The organism is Lentzea tibetensis (assembly GCF_007845675.1).
In the GTDB taxonomy this organism is placed as follows: domain Bacteria; phylum Actinomycetota; class Actinomycetes; order Mycobacteriales; family Pseudonocardiaceae; genus Lentzea; species Lentzea tibetensis.
The window spans coordinates 137,970-153,671 of the sequence record NZ_VOBR01000021.1 but is presented as its reverse complement, the minus strand read 5'-3'; the positions used below and the strand labels follow the sequence as shown (position 1 = coordinate 153,671).

The 15,702-nt window shown below is 71.0% G+C and carries 17 protein-coding genes; 7 read left to right on the top strand and 10 right to left on the bottom strand.

Annotated elements, in window-relative coordinates:
• A partial coding sequence (locus FKR81_RS29250; RefSeq protein WP_146350006.1) for an integrase core domain-containing protein occupies positions 1 to 125 on the top strand: 125 nt, incomplete at its 5' end.
• A 27-nt stretch (positions 126 to 152) separates the two neighbouring features.
• Positions 153 to 863, top strand: a complete 711-nt coding sequence (locus FKR81_RS29245) for a class I SAM-dependent methyltransferase (protein ID WP_146356623.1) — start codon at positions 153 to 155, stop codon at positions 861 to 863.
• Between the two features lies 1 nt (position 864).
• Here FKR81_RS29245 and FKR81_RS29240 read toward each other — a convergent pair whose 3' ends face one another.
• From FKR81_RS29240 to FKR81_RS29215, 6 genes are all read right to left on the bottom strand, one after another.
• Positions 865 to 1,785, bottom strand: a complete 921-nt coding sequence (locus FKR81_RS29240) for a cation diffusion facilitator family transporter (protein WP_146356621.1) — start codon at positions 1,783 to 1,785, stop codon at positions 865 to 867.
• Between the two features lie 57 nt (positions 1,786 to 1,842).
• Positions 1,843 to 3,057, bottom strand: coding sequence for a mannose-6-phosphate isomerase, class I (gene manA / locus FKR81_RS29235; protein ID WP_146356619.1), 1,215 nt, complete (start codon positions 3,055 to 3,057; stop codon positions 1,843 to 1,845).
• 16 nt (positions 3,058 to 3,073) lie between these two features.
• Positions 3,074 to 4,135, bottom strand: coding sequence for an SIS domain-containing protein (locus tag FKR81_RS29230; RefSeq protein WP_146356652.1), 1,062 nt, complete (start codon positions 4,133 to 4,135; stop codon positions 3,074 to 3,076).
• Between the two features lie 5 nt (positions 4,136 to 4,140).
• A complete protein-coding gene (locus FKR81_RS29225; RefSeq protein ID WP_146356617.1) occupies positions 4,141 to 4,338 on the bottom strand; it encodes a Trm112 family protein in 198 nt (65 codons plus the stop codon).
• 10 nt (positions 4,339 to 4,348) lie between these two features.
• Positions 4,349 to 5,701, bottom strand: coding sequence for a phosphomannomutase/phosphoglucomutase (locus tag FKR81_RS29220; RefSeq protein ID WP_146356615.1), 1,353 nt, complete (start codon positions 5,699 to 5,701; stop codon positions 4,349 to 4,351).
• A 72-nt stretch (positions 5,702 to 5,773) separates the two neighbouring features.
• On the bottom strand, positions 5,774 to 6,127 hold the full coding sequence (locus FKR81_RS29215; RefSeq protein ID WP_186763226.1) for a DUF3499 domain-containing protein: 354 nt from the start codon (positions 6,125 to 6,127) through the stop codon (positions 5,774 to 5,776).
• A gap of 91 nt (positions 6,128 to 6,218) precedes the next feature.
• On the opposite strand from FKR81_RS29215, the gene FKR81_RS29210 reads away from it, so the two are divergent.
• Positions 6,219 to 6,662 (top strand): metallopeptidase family protein, encoded by a 444-nt coding sequence (locus FKR81_RS29210; RefSeq protein WP_146356613.1) that lies wholly within the window; start codon positions 6,219 to 6,221, stop codon positions 6,660 to 6,662.
• 60 nt (positions 6,663 to 6,722) lie between these two features.
• Here the strand turns inward: FKR81_RS29210 and FKR81_RS29205 are convergent, their stop codons facing one another.
• From FKR81_RS29205 to FKR81_RS29190, 4 genes are all read right to left on the bottom strand, one after another.
• Positions 6,723 to 7,130 carry a hypothetical protein gene (locus FKR81_RS29205; RefSeq protein ID WP_146356611.1) on the bottom strand — a complete coding sequence of 136 codons (408 nt, stop codon included), beginning with the start codon at positions 7,128 to 7,130 and terminating at the stop codon, positions 6,723 to 6,725.
• Between the two features lie 102 nt (positions 7,131 to 7,232).
• Positions 7,233 to 8,207, bottom strand: a complete 975-nt coding sequence (locus FKR81_RS29200) for an ArsR/SmtB family transcription factor (protein WP_146356609.1) — start codon at positions 8,205 to 8,207, stop codon at positions 7,233 to 7,235.
• Between the two features lie 60 nt (positions 8,208 to 8,267).
• Positions 8,268 to 11,438 carry a glycosyltransferase family 2 protein gene (locus tag FKR81_RS29195; RefSeq protein WP_146356607.1) on the bottom strand — a complete coding sequence of 1,057 codons (3,171 nt, stop codon included), beginning with the start codon at positions 11,436 to 11,438 and terminating at the stop codon, positions 8,268 to 8,270.
• A 31-nt stretch (positions 11,439 to 11,469) separates the two neighbouring features.
• The gene (locus tag FKR81_RS29190) at positions 11,470 to 11,706 is read right to left on the bottom strand and encodes a WhiB family transcriptional regulator (RefSeq protein WP_186763229.1); all 237 of its coding nucleotides are present in this window, start codon (positions 11,704 to 11,706) and stop codon (positions 11,470 to 11,472) included.
• Between the two features lie 308 nt (positions 11,707 to 12,014).
• On the opposite strand from FKR81_RS29190, the gene FKR81_RS29185 reads away from it, so the two are divergent.
• The 4 genes from FKR81_RS29185 to FKR81_RS29170 are packed head-to-tail and all read left to right on the top strand — an operon-like array spanning position 12,015 to position 15,596.
• Positions 12,015 to 12,764, top strand: a complete 750-nt coding sequence (locus tag FKR81_RS29185; protein ID WP_146356603.1) for a site-2 protease family protein — start codon at positions 12,015 to 12,017, stop codon at positions 12,762 to 12,764.
• A 24-nt stretch (positions 12,765 to 12,788) separates the two neighbouring features.
• Entirely contained in the window at positions 12,789 to 13,757 is a 969-nt protein-coding gene (cofD, locus tag FKR81_RS29180) for a 2-phospho-L-lactate transferase (protein ID WP_146356601.1), read from the top strand.
• Positions 13,750 to 15,072 carry a coenzyme F420-0:L-glutamate ligase gene (locus FKR81_RS29175; RefSeq protein WP_146356598.1) on the top strand — a complete coding sequence of 441 codons (1,323 nt, stop codon included), beginning with the start codon at positions 13,750 to 13,752 and terminating at the stop codon, positions 15,070 to 15,072. The genes cofD and FKR81_RS29175 overlap by 8 nt, the downstream gene beginning before the upstream one ends.
• On the top strand, positions 15,069 to 15,596 hold the full coding sequence (locus FKR81_RS29170) for an NUDIX hydrolase (protein WP_146356596.1): 528 nt from the start codon (positions 15,069 to 15,071) through the stop codon (positions 15,594 to 15,596). The genes FKR81_RS29175 and FKR81_RS29170 overlap by 4 nt, the downstream gene beginning before the upstream one ends.
• Positions 15,597 to 15,702: the final 106 nt, after the last annotated feature.

Here is a 15,702-nt window from a genome sequence, read left to right as displayed (position 1 = left end):
AGGCCTTCACCAGCAACACCGAGCGCACTGCCGCCCTTGCTCCCTGGCTCGAGTACTACAACACTCGACGCCGCCACAGCGCGCTCGGAGGCTGCCCGCCCATCAGCCGACTGTCACCAACCTGATGGCCAGATACACCTAGGGTGGCCCGAATGGATCTCTCCACCGTTGCCGTCCCCCACACCCTCACCCACCTGAAGCCGCTGCTGCCCGCACCGCCGGCGCGGGTGCTCGAGGTCGGCTGCGGCCGCGGCGCGCTGGCCGCCGCACTGGCCGACGAGGGCTACGAGGTCACCGGCCTGGATCGCAACGCCGAGATGGCCGCCGCGACTCGCGAGCGCGGCGTGCCCGTCATCCAGGCCGACGTCCACGACGTCTCCGGCGAGTACGACGTCGTGCTGTTCACCCGCTCCCTGCACCACGCCGAAGACCTGGACGGCATCCTGGCCCACGCCGCCACGTTGCTCGCCCCGAGCGGGCAGATCATCATCGAGGAGTTCGCCTGGGAGCGCGTGGACCACGCGGCCGCCGAGTTCGTCTACGACAACTGCGCGCTGCTGGTCGCCGCCGGCCTGCTCACCGCCGAGACCCCCGCCGACGACCTGCTCGCCACCTGGGTCACCGGCCACGACCGACTCCACCAGGGCTCCGCCATGCTCGCCGCACTGGACCGCGCGGGCTCGGATCTGACCACAGTGGAGACGGCCATCCTGTGGCGCCTGCTCGACGGCCGAGGCGGTGCCTGGACCGAGCCGGCCAGCCGCGTCCCCGACGCACTCAACGCACTCCGCCGAGCCGAGGAACGCCGCATCGCCGCGGGCACGCTTCCCGCGGTCGGCTTCCTCGCTTCGGTCCGCCGGTAGGTCAGGACTTCGCGAGCGACCTGTCGAGGTCGGGCTCCAGGTAGATGAGCTTGGCCTGCGGCACCTTGTTCCGCACGCGCAGCTCCGCATCGTCTATGGCCCGCGCGACCTCGTCGAGCGGGGTGCCCGGCGCCAGCGCGATCTTCGCGGCGACGAGCATCTCGTCCGGGCCGATGTACTGCGTCTTGATGTGGATGACGCGCTGCACCTTGCCCGCGGCGATCTCGTCGACGATCACGTCGAGGTCGGCCGCCGAGGCGCCCTCGCCGATCAGCAGCGACTTCATCTCGATGATCAGGATGACCGCGATGACACCCAGCAGCACGCCGATCGCGATGGTGCCGAGCGCGTCGAACACCGGGTTGCCGGTGACCATGGCGAGTCCGACGCCGAACAGGGCCAGCACCAGGCCGATCAGCGCGCCCGCGTCCTCCAGCAGCACGACCGGCAGCTCCGGGGTGCGCGACTGGCGGATGAACTGCCACCACGTCGCGTTGCCCTTGATCAGCCTCGACTCGCCGATGGCGGTGATGAAGCTGTAGGTCTCCAGGCCGATCGCGACGACGAGGATGCCGACCGCGACGAACGGCGACGACAGGGCCTCGGGGTGCTGGAGCTTGTGGATGCCCTCGTACAGCGCGAAGACCGAGCCGAGGCTGAACAGCAGCAGCGCCACGACGAACGAGTAGAAGTACCGGTCGCGGCCGAAGCCGAACGGGTGCAGCGTGGTCGCCTTGCGCTGTGCGGTCTTCTGGCCGAGCAGCAGCAGGCCCTGGTTGGACGTGTCCGCGACCGAGTGCACCGACTCGGCCAGCATCGACGACGAACCAGTGATCAAGAATCCGACGAACTTGGCCGCCGCGATACCTGCGTTGGCCACCAACGCCGCGACGATCGCCTTCGTCCCGCCCCCTGCTGACACGCGCGCTCTCCGATCAGGAAGTCCGTTTTGTCTGGCTGGTTCCGGTCAGGCAGCACATTAGTCGGTGCCGGCGGTGGCGCGGAAAAGCTGCGCACTTTCGGTGCCTGAGGGCCGCACCACAACCGCCGGGTCGGACGCCGCGAGCCAGACCGACTGGCCCTGGAGCAGCTCGAGCCGGTCTCCGAGCTCACTGACCAGTTCCACCGAACCGCGCGTGCACAGCATGATCTGCGGGCCGTCGTGGTTGACCCGCGTCTCGCCGGTCACCTCCAGCCGCGACAGCTCGAACTCGGGCGCGGGCGTGCGGTAGACGCTCACGCCGGGCGTGGTCTCCTCGCCGCGCAGCACCGGCATGTCGCCGCACGTGAAGTCCAGCACGCGCAGCAGTTCCGGCACGTCGACGTGCTTCGGCGTGAGACCGCAGCGCAGCACGTTGTCCGAGTTCGCCAGGATCTCGATGCCGGTGCCGTGCAGGTACGCGTGCAGGTTGCCCGCGGGCAGGTGGATGGCGTCGCCCGGCTGGAGCACGATCCGGTTGAGCAGCAACGCCGCCAGCACGCCCGCGTCACCGGGGTAGGCCTCGCCCAGCTCCAGGATCGTGCGGCACTCGGCGTCGAACTCGCCGTGCTCCTTCACGTGCAGCACGCACGCGTCCAGCACGTGCGGCAACAGCGCGCCGAGCGCCGTCTGCGGCAACGTGATCAGCGTCGTGAACAGCGCGCGCAGGCCGCCCGAGTCCGGCTGGGCGGCGAGCAGCTCGGTGTACGGCGCGAACTCCGGCACGTCCAGCGTGCGCAGGAACGTCACGGTGCGGTGCGGCTCGCGGAAACCGGCCAGCGCGTGGAACTCCGTCAACGCGCAGATCAGCTCCGGCTTCGCGGCCGGGTCCTTGTAGTTGCGGATCGCCGAGTCGCGCGGGACGCCCGCGGACTCCTCGGCCGCGAAACCCTGCGCGGCCTGCTCGGCGGACGGGTGGGCCTGGAGGCTCAGCGCCTCCTCGGCGGCGAGCACCTTCAGCAGGAACGGCAGCCGGGTGCCCCAGCGGTTCGCGCAGCGCGTGCCGAGCTGGCCGTCCGGGTCGGCGGACAGCAGGTCGAGCAGCGAGCGCTCGACACCGTCCGCACCCACGATCCGCGACGGGTCGCCGGGGTGGGCGCCCATCCACAGCTCGGCCTCCGGGTGCGGTGTGGGCACCTCCTTGCCCAGCAGCTCGGCGATGGCCGTGCGCGACCCCCACGCATACGGCCTCACCGCGTTGTGCAGCAGGTCCACTGTTCCGTTCAGCTCCTCAGTAGGGGTTGCCGCCGAGCGAGCCCGCGGCGAGTCCCAGGTACAGCGCGGCCAGCTCGAACCGCAACGCGAGCAGCGCCGCGCACACGGCGTCGCCACCCGTCACTTCCTCGGCCGGCTCAAGCACGTCTGCTCCCGGCAAGGTGTCTTCGGCGGCCCGGCGCGCGGCCTCGGCGGCCGGGCCCTGGCGCACGGCGAGCAACAGCACGCGCACGAGCCCGCCCTGTTCGTCTTCCGGGTCCGCGAACAGGTCCGCGCCCGATGTGCCCTGCACCGCGCGGCGGTGCAGCACGGGCCGGGTCAGCGCCTGCGGGTACCCCGCGACGTCCGACGCGACACCGGCGTAGCCCGCCAGCACGTTCGCGCCGTGCACGCCGACCGCGGTGGCCACGTCGTCCAGGCCCCACAGCAGCGGCACCCGGTCTGCCACGCGCAACGCCAGCGACTTCGCCGGGTTCACGAACGACTCGTGCATCGGGTGGTCGCGCTCGGCCTCGCGGTCCAGTTCGTCCGCGATCTGCGCGACCTCGACCTTCACCAGGCCGAGCGACTTCAGCACCGTCAGCCAGGCGGCGAGCGCCCGCGGGTAGCTGAAGCCGGGCGGCACGGTGATTCGCGGCGGCAGCAGCACGGCCTTGCCCGCGGCGGCCGCGGCGACCGGGCCCTCGTTCGGCGCGGTCAGCAGCACCCGCGCGCCACGACGGCACGCGCGGTCGATCGACTCGGCGAGCTCACGATCGCCGGGGTCCTCGGTGTGCGTCAGCACGACGTCGAGCGCGCCCACCCAGGGCGGCACGTCGTCGGACACGACCACCGGCACCGGGCAGGCGGGACCGAGCAGCGCCGCGACGAGGTGCGCCACCGCCAGGCCCACACCGGGCCTGACGACGAGCACGACCGCGCGCGGGCGTTCGGAGAAGATCCGCTCGACGCCGGCCTCGGCGGCGGCCTCGGCCGTCGACCGGACCTGCGCGCCCGCGCGGGCAGCGGCGCGCAGCCAGCCGCCGGTGTCCGCGTCGGCGAGCCTCGTCGGGTCGTCGAGCAGGGTGTCGTCCAGCACCGTGGTCACTCCGCTGAGGGTTCGACAGCCTCGTCCAGCAGCAACACCGGGATGCCGTCGCGGACCGGGAAGGACCGGCGGCACGCCGTGCACGTGAGGAAGTCTGCCTCTGGGTCGTCCGGCGTGCCCACCTGCAACGGCGCGTGCTCCGGGCACGGGCAGGCGAGGATCTCCAGCAGCTGGGCTTCGAGCTGTACGGCCACGTTGTCCCCCTCAGGCCCGCACGATCGCGAGGACCTCGTCGCGCAGTGCGGCGACGGCCTCGGGAGTGGCGGCTTCGACGTTCAGGCGCAGGAGCGGCTCGGTGTTGCTGGCCCGCAGGTTGAACCACGACCCGTCCGGCAGTGCGACGGTGAGACCGTCCAGCTCGTCGAGCGTGACGCCGTCCTTGGCACCGTAGGTGTCCTTGATCGCCTTCAGGCGGCCGGCCTGGTCGGTGACCGTGGAGTTGACCTCGCCGGACGCCGCGTACCGCGCGTAGTCACGCGTGATGTCGCTCAGCGGACTGTCCTGCTCACCCAGCGCGGCCAGCACGTGCAGCGCGGCCAGCATGCCGGTGTCCGCGCGCCAGAAGTCGCGGAAGTAGTAGTGCGCGGAGTGCTCACCGCCGAAGATGGCGCCGGTCCTGGCCATCTCCTCCTTGATGAACGAGTGGCCCACGCGCGTGCGGACGGCCTTGCCGCCGTGCTCGGTGACGATCTCCGGCACCGCGTGCGACGTGATCAGGTTGTGGATGATCGTGCCGCCGGGGTCCTTCTTCAGCTCGCGCACGGCCACCAGCGCGGTGATCGCGCTCGGGCTGACCGGCTCGCCGTGCTCGTCGACCACGAAGCAGCGGTCCGCGTCACCGTCGAAGGCGACACCCGCGTCCGCACCGACCTCCCTGACCTTGGCCTGGAGGTCGACGATGTTCTTCGGGTCCAGCGGGTTCGCCTCGTGGTTCGGGAAGTTGCCGTCCAGCTCGAAGTACAGCGGGATGATCTCGAACGGCAGGCCGGCGAAGACCTCGGGCACCGTGTAGCCGCCCATGCCGTTGCCCGCGTCGACGACGATCTTGAGCTGACGGTTCTGCCTGAGGTCGACCAGCTGGTTCAGGTACGCCGCGTACTCGCTGAGCATGTCGCGTTCCTGCAGCGAGCCCGGCGTGACGCCCTCCGCGTCCGGCACCTCGTTCTCGGCGTCCTCGCGGATCTGACCGAGCCCCGTGTCCTGCCCCACCGGCGCCGCACCCGCGCGGCACAGCTTGATGCCGTTGTACTGCGCCGGGTTGTGGCTGGCGGTGAACATGGCGCCCGGCAGGTTCAGCTTGCCCGAGGCGAAGTACAGCATGTCCGTGCTGGCGAGCCCGATGCTCACCACGTCGACACCCTGCTTGGTGACACCCTCCGCGAACGCGGCCGCGAGGCCGGGCGAGGAGTCACGCATGTCGTGACCGATGACGACGGCGGGGCCGCCGACCAGACGAGCGAACGCCGCGCCGAAGTCGCGCACCACATCCGCGTCCAACTGCTCGCCCACGACTCCGCGGATGTCGTAGGCCTTGACGATGCCGGACAGGTCGCGCACGCCCACTCTCCCTCTTGACGACTACTGGGGAGGCAGCCTACCGGCGCGAGCATCAGTGCTGCGTGTGGTCGCTCAGTCCTCGTGCGGATCCGGCAGAACCCGCAGGTGACCGCGCCTGGACGTGCTGATCTCGGGCAGCTCGACCGGCCGGTCGGCACGCCCCGCTTCCCGCACTGCCTCGGCCAGCGCCGTCAGGTCGTCGACCGTCGGCTCTGGGGCCGCGAACTCACCCTGGTGCCGCACGACGTCCCATCCGCGTGGCGCGGTGAGCCGGACCGCGTGCTCCTCGCACAGGTCGTAGCTGTGCGGTTCCGAGTACGTGGCGAGCGGCCCCACGACCGCGGTGGACTCCGCGTAGGCGTAGGTGAGCGTGGCGACAGCCGGGTTAGCACACCCGGTTCGCGAGCACCGTCTCACGCTCCGCACGCGGGGGACGATAGCGCGTCGGACCGGGAGCGTGTGTGAGCCACGCTGTGTTTGCTTGTCAGACGCGCCGACTAGGCTTCTAGATGTGGTGATGGCTCGGGGATCTCGGCGACAAGGGTCGTCTCGGCGACGCAACCGCGACCGGCACGGTCGAGGGCTGCGCGGGCCGCTGTACCCCGCGACGCTGCCCGCCGCCCGTTCGCGGGCCGAGCGGTTCGACGCGTTGGTGATCGAAGCGCTCGAGCCGATCGAGGCGCGGTGGCGCACCGAGCTCACGCAGCTCGACGTGGCCGTCGACGACGTGCCTGACGTGCAGGTCGAGGGTGAGGACGGGGTCGTCGAGGACGGCAACGTGCCACTCGCCCGGCTGCTGCCCGCGGGCACGGACAACCGGGCGCGGATCGTGCTCTACCGGCGGCCGCTCGAAGCGCGCGCCAAGGACGGCGCGGACCTGTCCGACCTGGTGCACGACGTGCTGGTCGAGCAGATCGCCAACTACCTGGGCCTCGACCCGGACGTGGTCGACGAAGGCTGAAGATCCCGAAGATCCCCTTGCCGCGGAGCGCGACAAGGGGATCCCGTTCGTGGAGCTCGGTCAGCCGGGCGTGACGCCGACCCAGCCGCCGATACCCGCGTCGCCAGCGGCCGCGCGCCGCTGGCACCGGACGTTGAAGCCGGTGTTGTCCGGGACGTTCTGCGCCAGGTACTTGCGCCCGCCGTCACCGGCGTTGATGTAGACCCACGGCGTGTGACCCCGGCCGTTGATGAACAGCCGGCAGCGCTCGCCACCGGCCGCGTGGTTGTCGATCCGCACGTAGATGTCGACGTAGCCGATCGTGTAGATGGGCGCCGGGTCGCACACCGTTTCGGTGTCGGCACCCGCGCAGTAGAACGAGAGCTCGGCCAGCGCGCCGACCGACTGCTCCGGTGCCGCCGCCGATGCGATCGACGGCGTCGTGAACAGTGCGCAGAACGCGATGAGGACAGCCAGCATTCGTGTCATTTGATCTCCCCCTGGAGACGAACGAACTCGACGTGCCCGAGTCTCGCCAGGCCGGGTGGCCGCGACGACACCATTCGGCCGGTGCCGAATCGAGGTCCCACGTCATGCGTCGAGACATCCCCTGACCAGGCCTGATCCCAGTCTGGTCGGGCAGTGCAGGACCGAGCGCCCCTGGCGGCGGGAGGCCAGCAGGCCCGAGTCCCGCAGCACGCCGACGTGCTCGCTGACCGACGCGGGCGACACCCGCAACCTGCGGGCGATCTGGCTCGTGGAACTGCCGTAGGCGGCGGAACGCAACACCGCGGCCCTGGTCCGGCCGAGCAGTGCCTCGAGGTGCCGGTCCTGGTCCGGGAACCGCATCCAGTCCGGGTCGGGATCGACCGGGTAGACCAGCACGGGCGGCAGGTCGTCGTCCGCCAGGCTCACCGGGGTCAGGTGGCAGAAGAACGACGGGACGAGCAGCAGGCCGCGGCCGCCGAGGTGCACCTCCCGGTGCACCGGGTAGTCGACCTCCAGCACCGGCGCCCGCCACCGCATGAGCGGTCCGAAGCCGGACAGCATCCGTTCGGTCCCACCGGCGAGCAGCTGCGCGACCCTGGCGTTCCGATCGGCGTCCAGCCGCTGCCCGATCCGGTTCCAGTGCGGTCCGATCAGCACGTCGTGATAGGTCCGCAGCGCCGCGGCGAGGCCGTCGAGCTGGGCGCGAGCGCCGTCGCGCAGGCCCTGTCCCCACTGCGGCAACCGGTCCAGCCTGCCGAGCTCCTCCCGAAGCCTGCGGCGCGGCGTCCGGACGACGATGTCGATGCCCTCGTCGATCGAGGCGAAGTGCTCGGGCGGGGTGAGGAAGTCCGGGAAGTACCCGCGGACCGGGATCAGGGTGCCGAGCACGCGCGCGGCGGCGTGCGCTCGTGAACTGCCGATGGTGCGCACCCAGCCGGTCCAGTCCTCGTACGACCTCGCCGAGCGCGGCCGGTGCAGCCGGTGGACGCTCAACGTGAGCTCCCACAACGGATCGGACGCCGGGGCGAGCCGGACCCGTGCCAGGTCCTTGTGGGAGAACACCAGTCTCAACGCCACGAAACCGCCCCCCGATCCCCTTGGGGCGTGAACGTAAGAGCGGCGGCTTTCAGGTCCCTTTCAGACTCGGCGGCGGGACGGGATCGCGGTCAACAGCGTGAAGAGCACCGCCGCGGCCTGAGCGAGCAGGAGGAAGTCGCGCAGGGTCGTGGACATCCGGACGTGCACCTCGGAGGCGGTCGCGGGCAGCGGCACCCCCACGAGATGGCCCCACGAGCGGACCACGGGCACCTGACGCCCATCCACGTCGATCTTCCAGCCCGGCTCGTCCTCGGCCGCCAGCACGAGCAGCCGTCCCTCCGGCCCCTCGGACACCCGCACGTCCACGTCCGGCAGCGGAGTCTCGACCGACGCCACCCCGGCCGTGGTCACCTCGGCCGGCGGCTGGCCACCGGTCCGCGCCCGCCGAGCCAGCTCGGGTGAGATCAGCACGGCGTTGTCGGCGGTGAGCACCAACCGCAGGACCGGACGTCCGTCGGACGTCCGGTTCGCCTCGGCGAGCAACGTCCCCGCCGCGCCGCGCATGCGTTCGGAAGCGGCGGTGTCGGGCAGCACGACGAAGCCGACACCGGAGGCGGCGGCCTGCGCGAGGGTGACCTTCACCGACTCGGACGAGCCGCCCAGCAGCTCGGCGTGCCAGCGGCGCAGGCGCGAGATGGACGACGCGGTCGGCACGAGGTCGTCGTCGCCGAAGCGGGGCGTGCGGCCGCCGACCTGCCGCGTCACGGCGCCCAGGATCAGCACGGCGCGACCGGTGCGGGCGACCTCCTGCTCGACGGTCGACGGGAGGCGCACGCCGCCGTCCGCGCGGACCGGGCCCTGGCGCAGGTCGAGCACGCCCGCCACGGCCAGGCACAGCAGCGTCACGACGCCGACCAGCGAGACCGCGCGACGGATCCGGACGCGTCCGGCGAGGCCCGGCGTGACACCCCGGCGGCACGCGGCCAGCACGATCCACACGATGCCCCACGCCAGCATGACCAGCGGCGTCCCCGGCCACGCCTGGACCGCGGCGCACGCGGCCAGCGCGCCGATCGCCAGGACCACGACGGCCAGTCCGGGGAGCATCGCGGCGTTCGGGCGCAGCACCGCGGCCGCGAAACCGGCCACCGCGAACACCGAGCACACGATCAGGTTCGGCGGCGGCGAGGTGAACACGCCGCCCACACCCGACAGGACCATCTCGGGGTGCTGCAACAGCACGGCGGGCCACGGCAGCAGCAACGCCAGCGGCAGCAGCACGACCGCGAACAACGCGGCGATGCGGCGAGGTCCGCCGCCCGCGACGGCGACGAACCCGACCAGTGCGCCGATGAGGGCGACGATGTGCGCGAGCGGCGAGAACGCGCCCAGCACGGCCATCCCCAGCGCGGTCCCGGACGCGATCGGCAGCCACGCCGACGACGAGGCCGCGCGCAGCACGGCCACCGTCCCCGCGAACACCAGCGGGCCCACGACGTGCACGACGACGACGTCCAGGCGTCCCTCGCCCGCGGCCGTCGTCGCGACCGGCAGCAGGCCGTACGCGGCGCACACCACGGCGCGCACCGAACGCCGCACCCGCATGCCGCGGCTCGCGATGTACGCGGCCAGCGCGGCGAGCGGGATGTTGCCGAGCAGCAGCAGCGCCACCGCGAACTGCGGACCGCCCGGCACGATGCCGAGAACGGCCAGCGCGGCGGGCGCGGGCGCGGCGGTGCCGCCCTGCACCGCGTGCCACGACGCCAGGTACTCCGACCACGTCGACACGAAGTCCGGCACGGGCAGCAGCCGGCCACCGGCGAGCGAGAGGCCGAGCCGACTCCAGTTCGCGATCAACGCCACCAGGCTCAGCCCGGCGACGAGCAGCACCGGTGGCGACAGCAGCAACGAGCGCAGCACGCGGCCCTGGTCGACCTCGTAGAACACGACCTCCGCCGGACGCGAGCCGCGCGGCATCGGCGACGGGCGGGGTTTCGGCGACGGGAGAACCGTGCCGGGCAGCGTCGCGTCGACCGGGACGACCGACGGCGGGCGGCGCAGTCCGGCCGAACGCGGACGGCGCAGCGCTCCCGCGGGGAGTGCCGCCGGTCCGACGACCGGACGTCCGTTGTCCACTTCGGACGGTTCGAGCCACGACGTGCCCGCGTCGGACGCGGGCAGCCTGCCCAGCGCGGCGTCGGCCTCGACGCGGCGGCGGATCAGGAACGCGGCCGCGGCGCGGACGGCGTTGCGAATGCGGGTGAGCCTGCTGGTGAACAGTCCACGAACAACGGCCGATCCCCGGCGGCGGCGCCGGCCTGCCGCGAGCTTCGCGCGGCCGCTCAGCAGATAGCGCAAAGCGCCCAGCTCGGCGTGCGCGTCGGAGAATCTCCGCAGCAGCGAGAAACCCACCGCGCGCAACACCGCGAGCACGGGGAGTCGCAAGATGCCGAACAAATAGGAAATCGACGAGGTGTTGATCAGAAAAATGCGCATTCCGTGCGCGCGGTCAACCCCTCGAACGGATGGACCTGGTCGAGCTACGGCGGCGTCGAGTCGTCGCAGACCGCGAGAAGCGGCACGGGCGTGCCTCATTCGTGCGACCGGGACGCACAGCACCAGGTGACCGGCGCGGTTGACGCGCCAGCCGAAGTCGAGGTCGTCGCGCAGCAGCGGCATGACCTCGTCGTAGCCGCCCAGCTGGTGCCAGACCTCGCGCCGGATCAGCGATCCGGCCGACGACACGGCGAGCACCTCGCTCGACTGCTGGAAGCTGCCTGCGAACTCGTGACCACCGATTCCGGTCTGCCGATGACCGGATGCGTCCGTGGAGATCCCGGCCTCGACGACGAGCCTGGGATCCACCCAATCGAGGCACAGCGGGCCGAGCACGGCTGCCGAGGGTGACACGTCGGCTGCGGTGAGCAACGTTGCCAGGCAATCAGGTTCCGGCGCGCTGTCGTCGTGGAGCAACCAGATCCACTTGCCGGGATCGCCCCACCGCTCGACGGCGTGCTCGACCGCGTGCCGCACCGCCGTGCCGAAACCCGTGCCTCGCGGCAGGGTCAGCACGCCGTCCAGATCTTCGGCCTCGGCCAGGATCTTCGCCGTCCGGTCCGTCGAACCGGTGTCCACCGCCAGCACGTGGCGTGGGCGAATTCGCTGACGCCGCAAGGCGGACAGCGCGGTGCTGAGCCACTCGTCGCCGTCGTGGCACACCACGATGGCCAGCACCGGCGCGGTCCGCAGTCGCGGTTGAGGACTCGTCACGTCCTCAAGCTAGAGCACGAAGATCACGCTTCTAGACGGCTCGCTTCTTCAGCTTGCGGCGCTCCCTCTCCGAGAGACCGCCCCAGATGCCGAAGCGCTCGTCGTGCTGCAACGCGTACTCCAGGCACTCCGAGCGCACCTCGCAGCCGAGGCAGATGCGCTTGGCCTCCCTGGTCGATCCACCCTTTTCGGGGAAGAACGCCTCGGGGTCGGTCTGCGCGCAAAGTGCCCGTTCCTGCCAGTCCTGCTCGTCGCCCTGGTCGAACATGTAGAGCTCACCCAACTCGTGGGTGCTCCCCTGCTCGACGCGATCTTCTTCGAATTCACGCATTTCGTCCGCCTCCTCGCCTTCCGCTCTCCCCGGTTGGCGGACGCCAGTCGCCGTTCCCACAACGACGAATGACACCGATGTGATTACACCTGCGTCACAGCAAAGGGTCAAGCGGAGTCCACACGTCGGGGGATATTCGCGCGGATGGCCGCAAAAACCTTGACTCCTCCTACCGTCAGTGCTCATGCCCGCGCAAGTCGGCCCCGAACGGCCCACGAGCACAGAGGACACGCCACACTGATGTGGTGAAGCGATCAGCGGTGCGCCCCAGTCCACTGTTCATCGGCTTGCTCGTGGCGACCATCGCCGGAGCCGTCCTGACCCTGGTCGACACCAGCGCGGCGAGGATCGGCGGAACCGTCCTCTTCGTGCTCGGCGGGTGGGCGGTTTCCTTGTGCCTGCACGAGTTCGGCCACGCCGCAGTCGCCTACAAGGGTGGTGACCACTCGGTCCGGGCGAAGGGTTATCTGACGCTCGACATCCGCCGTTACACCGATCCGGTGCTGAGCATCGTGCTGCCGCTGGTGCTGCTCGCGTTCGGCGGAATCCCACTGCCGGGTGGCGCTGTGTGGATCAACCACCACGCCCTGCGGTCGAAGAAGGTCGAGTCGCTGGTGTCGCTCGCGGGCCCGATCTCGAACCTGATCCTCGGCGGAGTGCTCATCGCGGCCGTCGCGATCTTCAACCCTCCGTGGGCGCTCGGCGCCGCGCTGTCGTACATGGCGGCGCTGCAGATCATCGCGTTCGTGCTGAACATCCTGCCGATCCCCGGCCTGGACGGCTGGGGCGTGCTGGAGCCGTTCATGTCGTACCAGGCGCAGCAGTTCGGGGCCAAAGCACGGCCGTGGGCGCCGCTGATCCTGTTCGCGGTGCTGATCGGGTTCCCGGCGATCAACCGGCTGTTCTTCGGGTTCGCCTACAACGTCTTCGAGATGCTCGGCGGCGACCGGAGCTCCGCGGCGTCGGGTATGGAGAACTTCTTGTTCTGGCTGTGAGGCCATGTGGAAGCATGGCCCGCCGTGAAGGTTGTCGTACTGGTCGGCGGAGTTGGCGGTGCACGGTTCCTGGTGGGGCTCAAGGCCTTGCTACCAGGAGCGGAGCACGAGATCACCGCGGTGGTGAACACCGGTGACGACGTGTGGATGCACGGCCTGCGGATCTGCCCGGACCTCGACACCTGCATGTACACGCTCGGTGGCGGCATCGACACCGAGCGGGGCTGGGGCCGTTCCGGCGAGTCCTGGACGGTCAAGGAGGAGCTGGCCGCGTACGGCGCCGACCCGGACTGGTTCGGGCTCGGCGACCGGGACACCGCGACGCACCTGATCCGCACGCGCATGCTGCGCGCCGGGTACCCGCTGTCCGCGGTGACCGAGGCGCTGTGCGACCGCTGGCAGCCCGGTGTGCGACTGCTGCCGATGTCCGACGACCGGGTGGAGACCCACGTGGTCGTCGAAGACGCCGACGGCGCGGAGAAGGCGATCCATTTCCAGGAGTGGTGGGTGCGGCACAAGGCGCAGCTGCCCGCCCGGTCGTTCGCGTCCATCGGTGCCGAGCAGGCCACCGCTGGTCCGGGCGTGGTGGACGCGATCACCTCCGCGGACGCGGTGCTGCTGGCGCCGTCGAACCCGGTCGTGTCGGTCGGAACGATCCTGAACGTGCCCGGTGTGCGGGACGCGCTGCGCAAGACCGAGGCAGGCGTGGTCGGCCTGTCGCCAATCGTTGGCGGGAAACCGTTGCGCGGCATGGCGGACGCCTGCCTGGACGCGATCGGCGTCGAGACGTCCGCCGAGGCCGTCGGACGGCACTACGGGTCGCGGCAGTGCTCGGACTCGGGCATCCTCGACGGCTGGCTCGTGCAGACCGGTGACCGCGCTGACGTGCCAGGAGTGGCGGTGCGCGCGGTGCCGCTGCTGATGTCCTCAGTGGACGCGACGGCCGAGATGGCCCGGATCGCACTCGATCTCGCGGGAGTGGGCGTTGACTGATCACGCCGCGGCCGGCTTGGAGCTGCTGCCGGTCCCCGGCCTGCCCGAGTTCCGCCCAGGTGACGACCTCGCCGGTGCCATCGCCGCCTGCGCGCCGTGGCTGCGCGACGGCGACGTGGTGGTCGTGACGTCCAAGATCGTGTCCAAAGTGGAGGGCAGGCTGGTCCGCGTGCCCGCCGACCCCGACGAACGCGACGAGATCCGGCGCGCGCACGTCGAGGCCGAGGCCGTTCGGGTGATCGCGCGCAAGATGCGCACGCTGATCACCGAGAACAAGCTGGGCATCGTGCAGGCCGCGTCCGGCGTCGACGCGTCGAACGTCGCAGGTGACGAGATCGCGCTGCTGCCCGTTGACCCGGACGCCTCCGCTTCGGCTTTGCGTTCGGCGCTGCTCACCCTGCTGGGCGTGTCCGTGGCGGTCGTGATCACCGACACGATGGGCCGCGCGTGGCGGATGGGCCAGACCGACGCCGCGATCGGGTCAGCCGGGCTGCGGGTGCTGCACAACTACGCGGGTGCCGTCGACGGCCAGGGCAACGAGCTGTTCGTGACGTCGATCGCGATCGCGGACGAGATCGCGGCCGCCGCCGACCTGGTCAAGGGCAAGCTCGGCGCGGTACCGGTGGCGGTCCTGCGCGGGTTCCCGATCGAGGACGACGGCTCCTGTGCGCGCGATCTGACGCGTCCGGTGCACGAGGACCTGTTTCGGCTGGGGACCGAGGAGGCGCTGGCTCAGGGCCGCGCTGAGGCCGTTCTGATGCGGCGGTCCGTCCGGTACTTCTCTTCTTCACCAGTGCCCCTCGATGCCCTGCGGCGTGCGGTGGGGGCGGCTCTGACCGCTCCGGCGCCGCACCACACGTCTCCGTTGCGGTTCGTGCACGTGCGTGAACGACGTTCCGCGCTGCTCTCCGCGATGCGCACGCAGTGGGAGTCCGACCTGCGCGCCGATGGTTTCTCTCCCGAACAGATCGCGCGCCGCGTACGCCGCGGTGACCTGCTCGTGGAGGCCCCGGAGATCGTGGTGCCGTTCCTGGTGCGCGATGGTGCGCACTCCTACCCGGACGCACGGCGTGCCGCGGCCGAACACACGATGTTCACCGTCGCCGGTGGCGCCGCCGTGCAAGGCTTGCTGGTGGCACTGGCCGCCGAGGGCCTCGGCTCGTGCTGGGTGTCGTCGACGATCTTCTGCGCCGACGTGGTGCGCTCGGTGCTCGATCTTCCACCAGCGTGGGAACCCCTGGGCGCGGTCGCCGTCGGGTGGCCGCTGGACCCGCTGACCCCACGCGACCCGCGCGAAGGACTGATCTCGCTGTGAGCTTGCACGCCGACGCCGTCTCGGTGCTCTCCCGGTTCGCCGGCCAGGACGCGCTGCGGGAGGCCTACCTCGGCTTCCTCGCCGCCCGTGAGGACGCCTGCCAGCGGTCCTGCGCCGCCGGGCACATCACCGCCTCCGCACTCGTGCTGGACGCGACCGGGTCGTCGGCCCTGTTGACGTTGCACCCGCGTGTAGGGCGGTGGCTGCAGCTCGGTGGGCACTGCGAGCCGACCGACTCGACGTTGGCCGGGGCCGCTTTGCGTGAGGCTTCCGAGGAGTCCGGGATTCGCGGGTTGCGGATCGAGCCGACGCCGATCCACCTGGACGTGCACCCGATCACCTGCTCGCTCGGGGTGCCCACTCGGCACTTCGACGTGCGGTTCCTGGTGCGGGCTCCTGTTGGGGCTCGGCCTGTTCGGTCTGCGGAGTCCGTTGACCTGCAGTGGTGGCCGCTCGACGCGCTTCCGTCCAACGTGGACGACCTCTACCCGTTGATCGAGTCCGCCCTGGCCCGGCTGCGCTAAGGGTGCTGGGCCGCGAGGAGCTCCTTGACCCTCGCCCGGTACGCCTGAACACCGCGGCTGAACTCCGTCCCGTCCTCATCCAGGGGCGAGGCGCTACCAGGCAAGT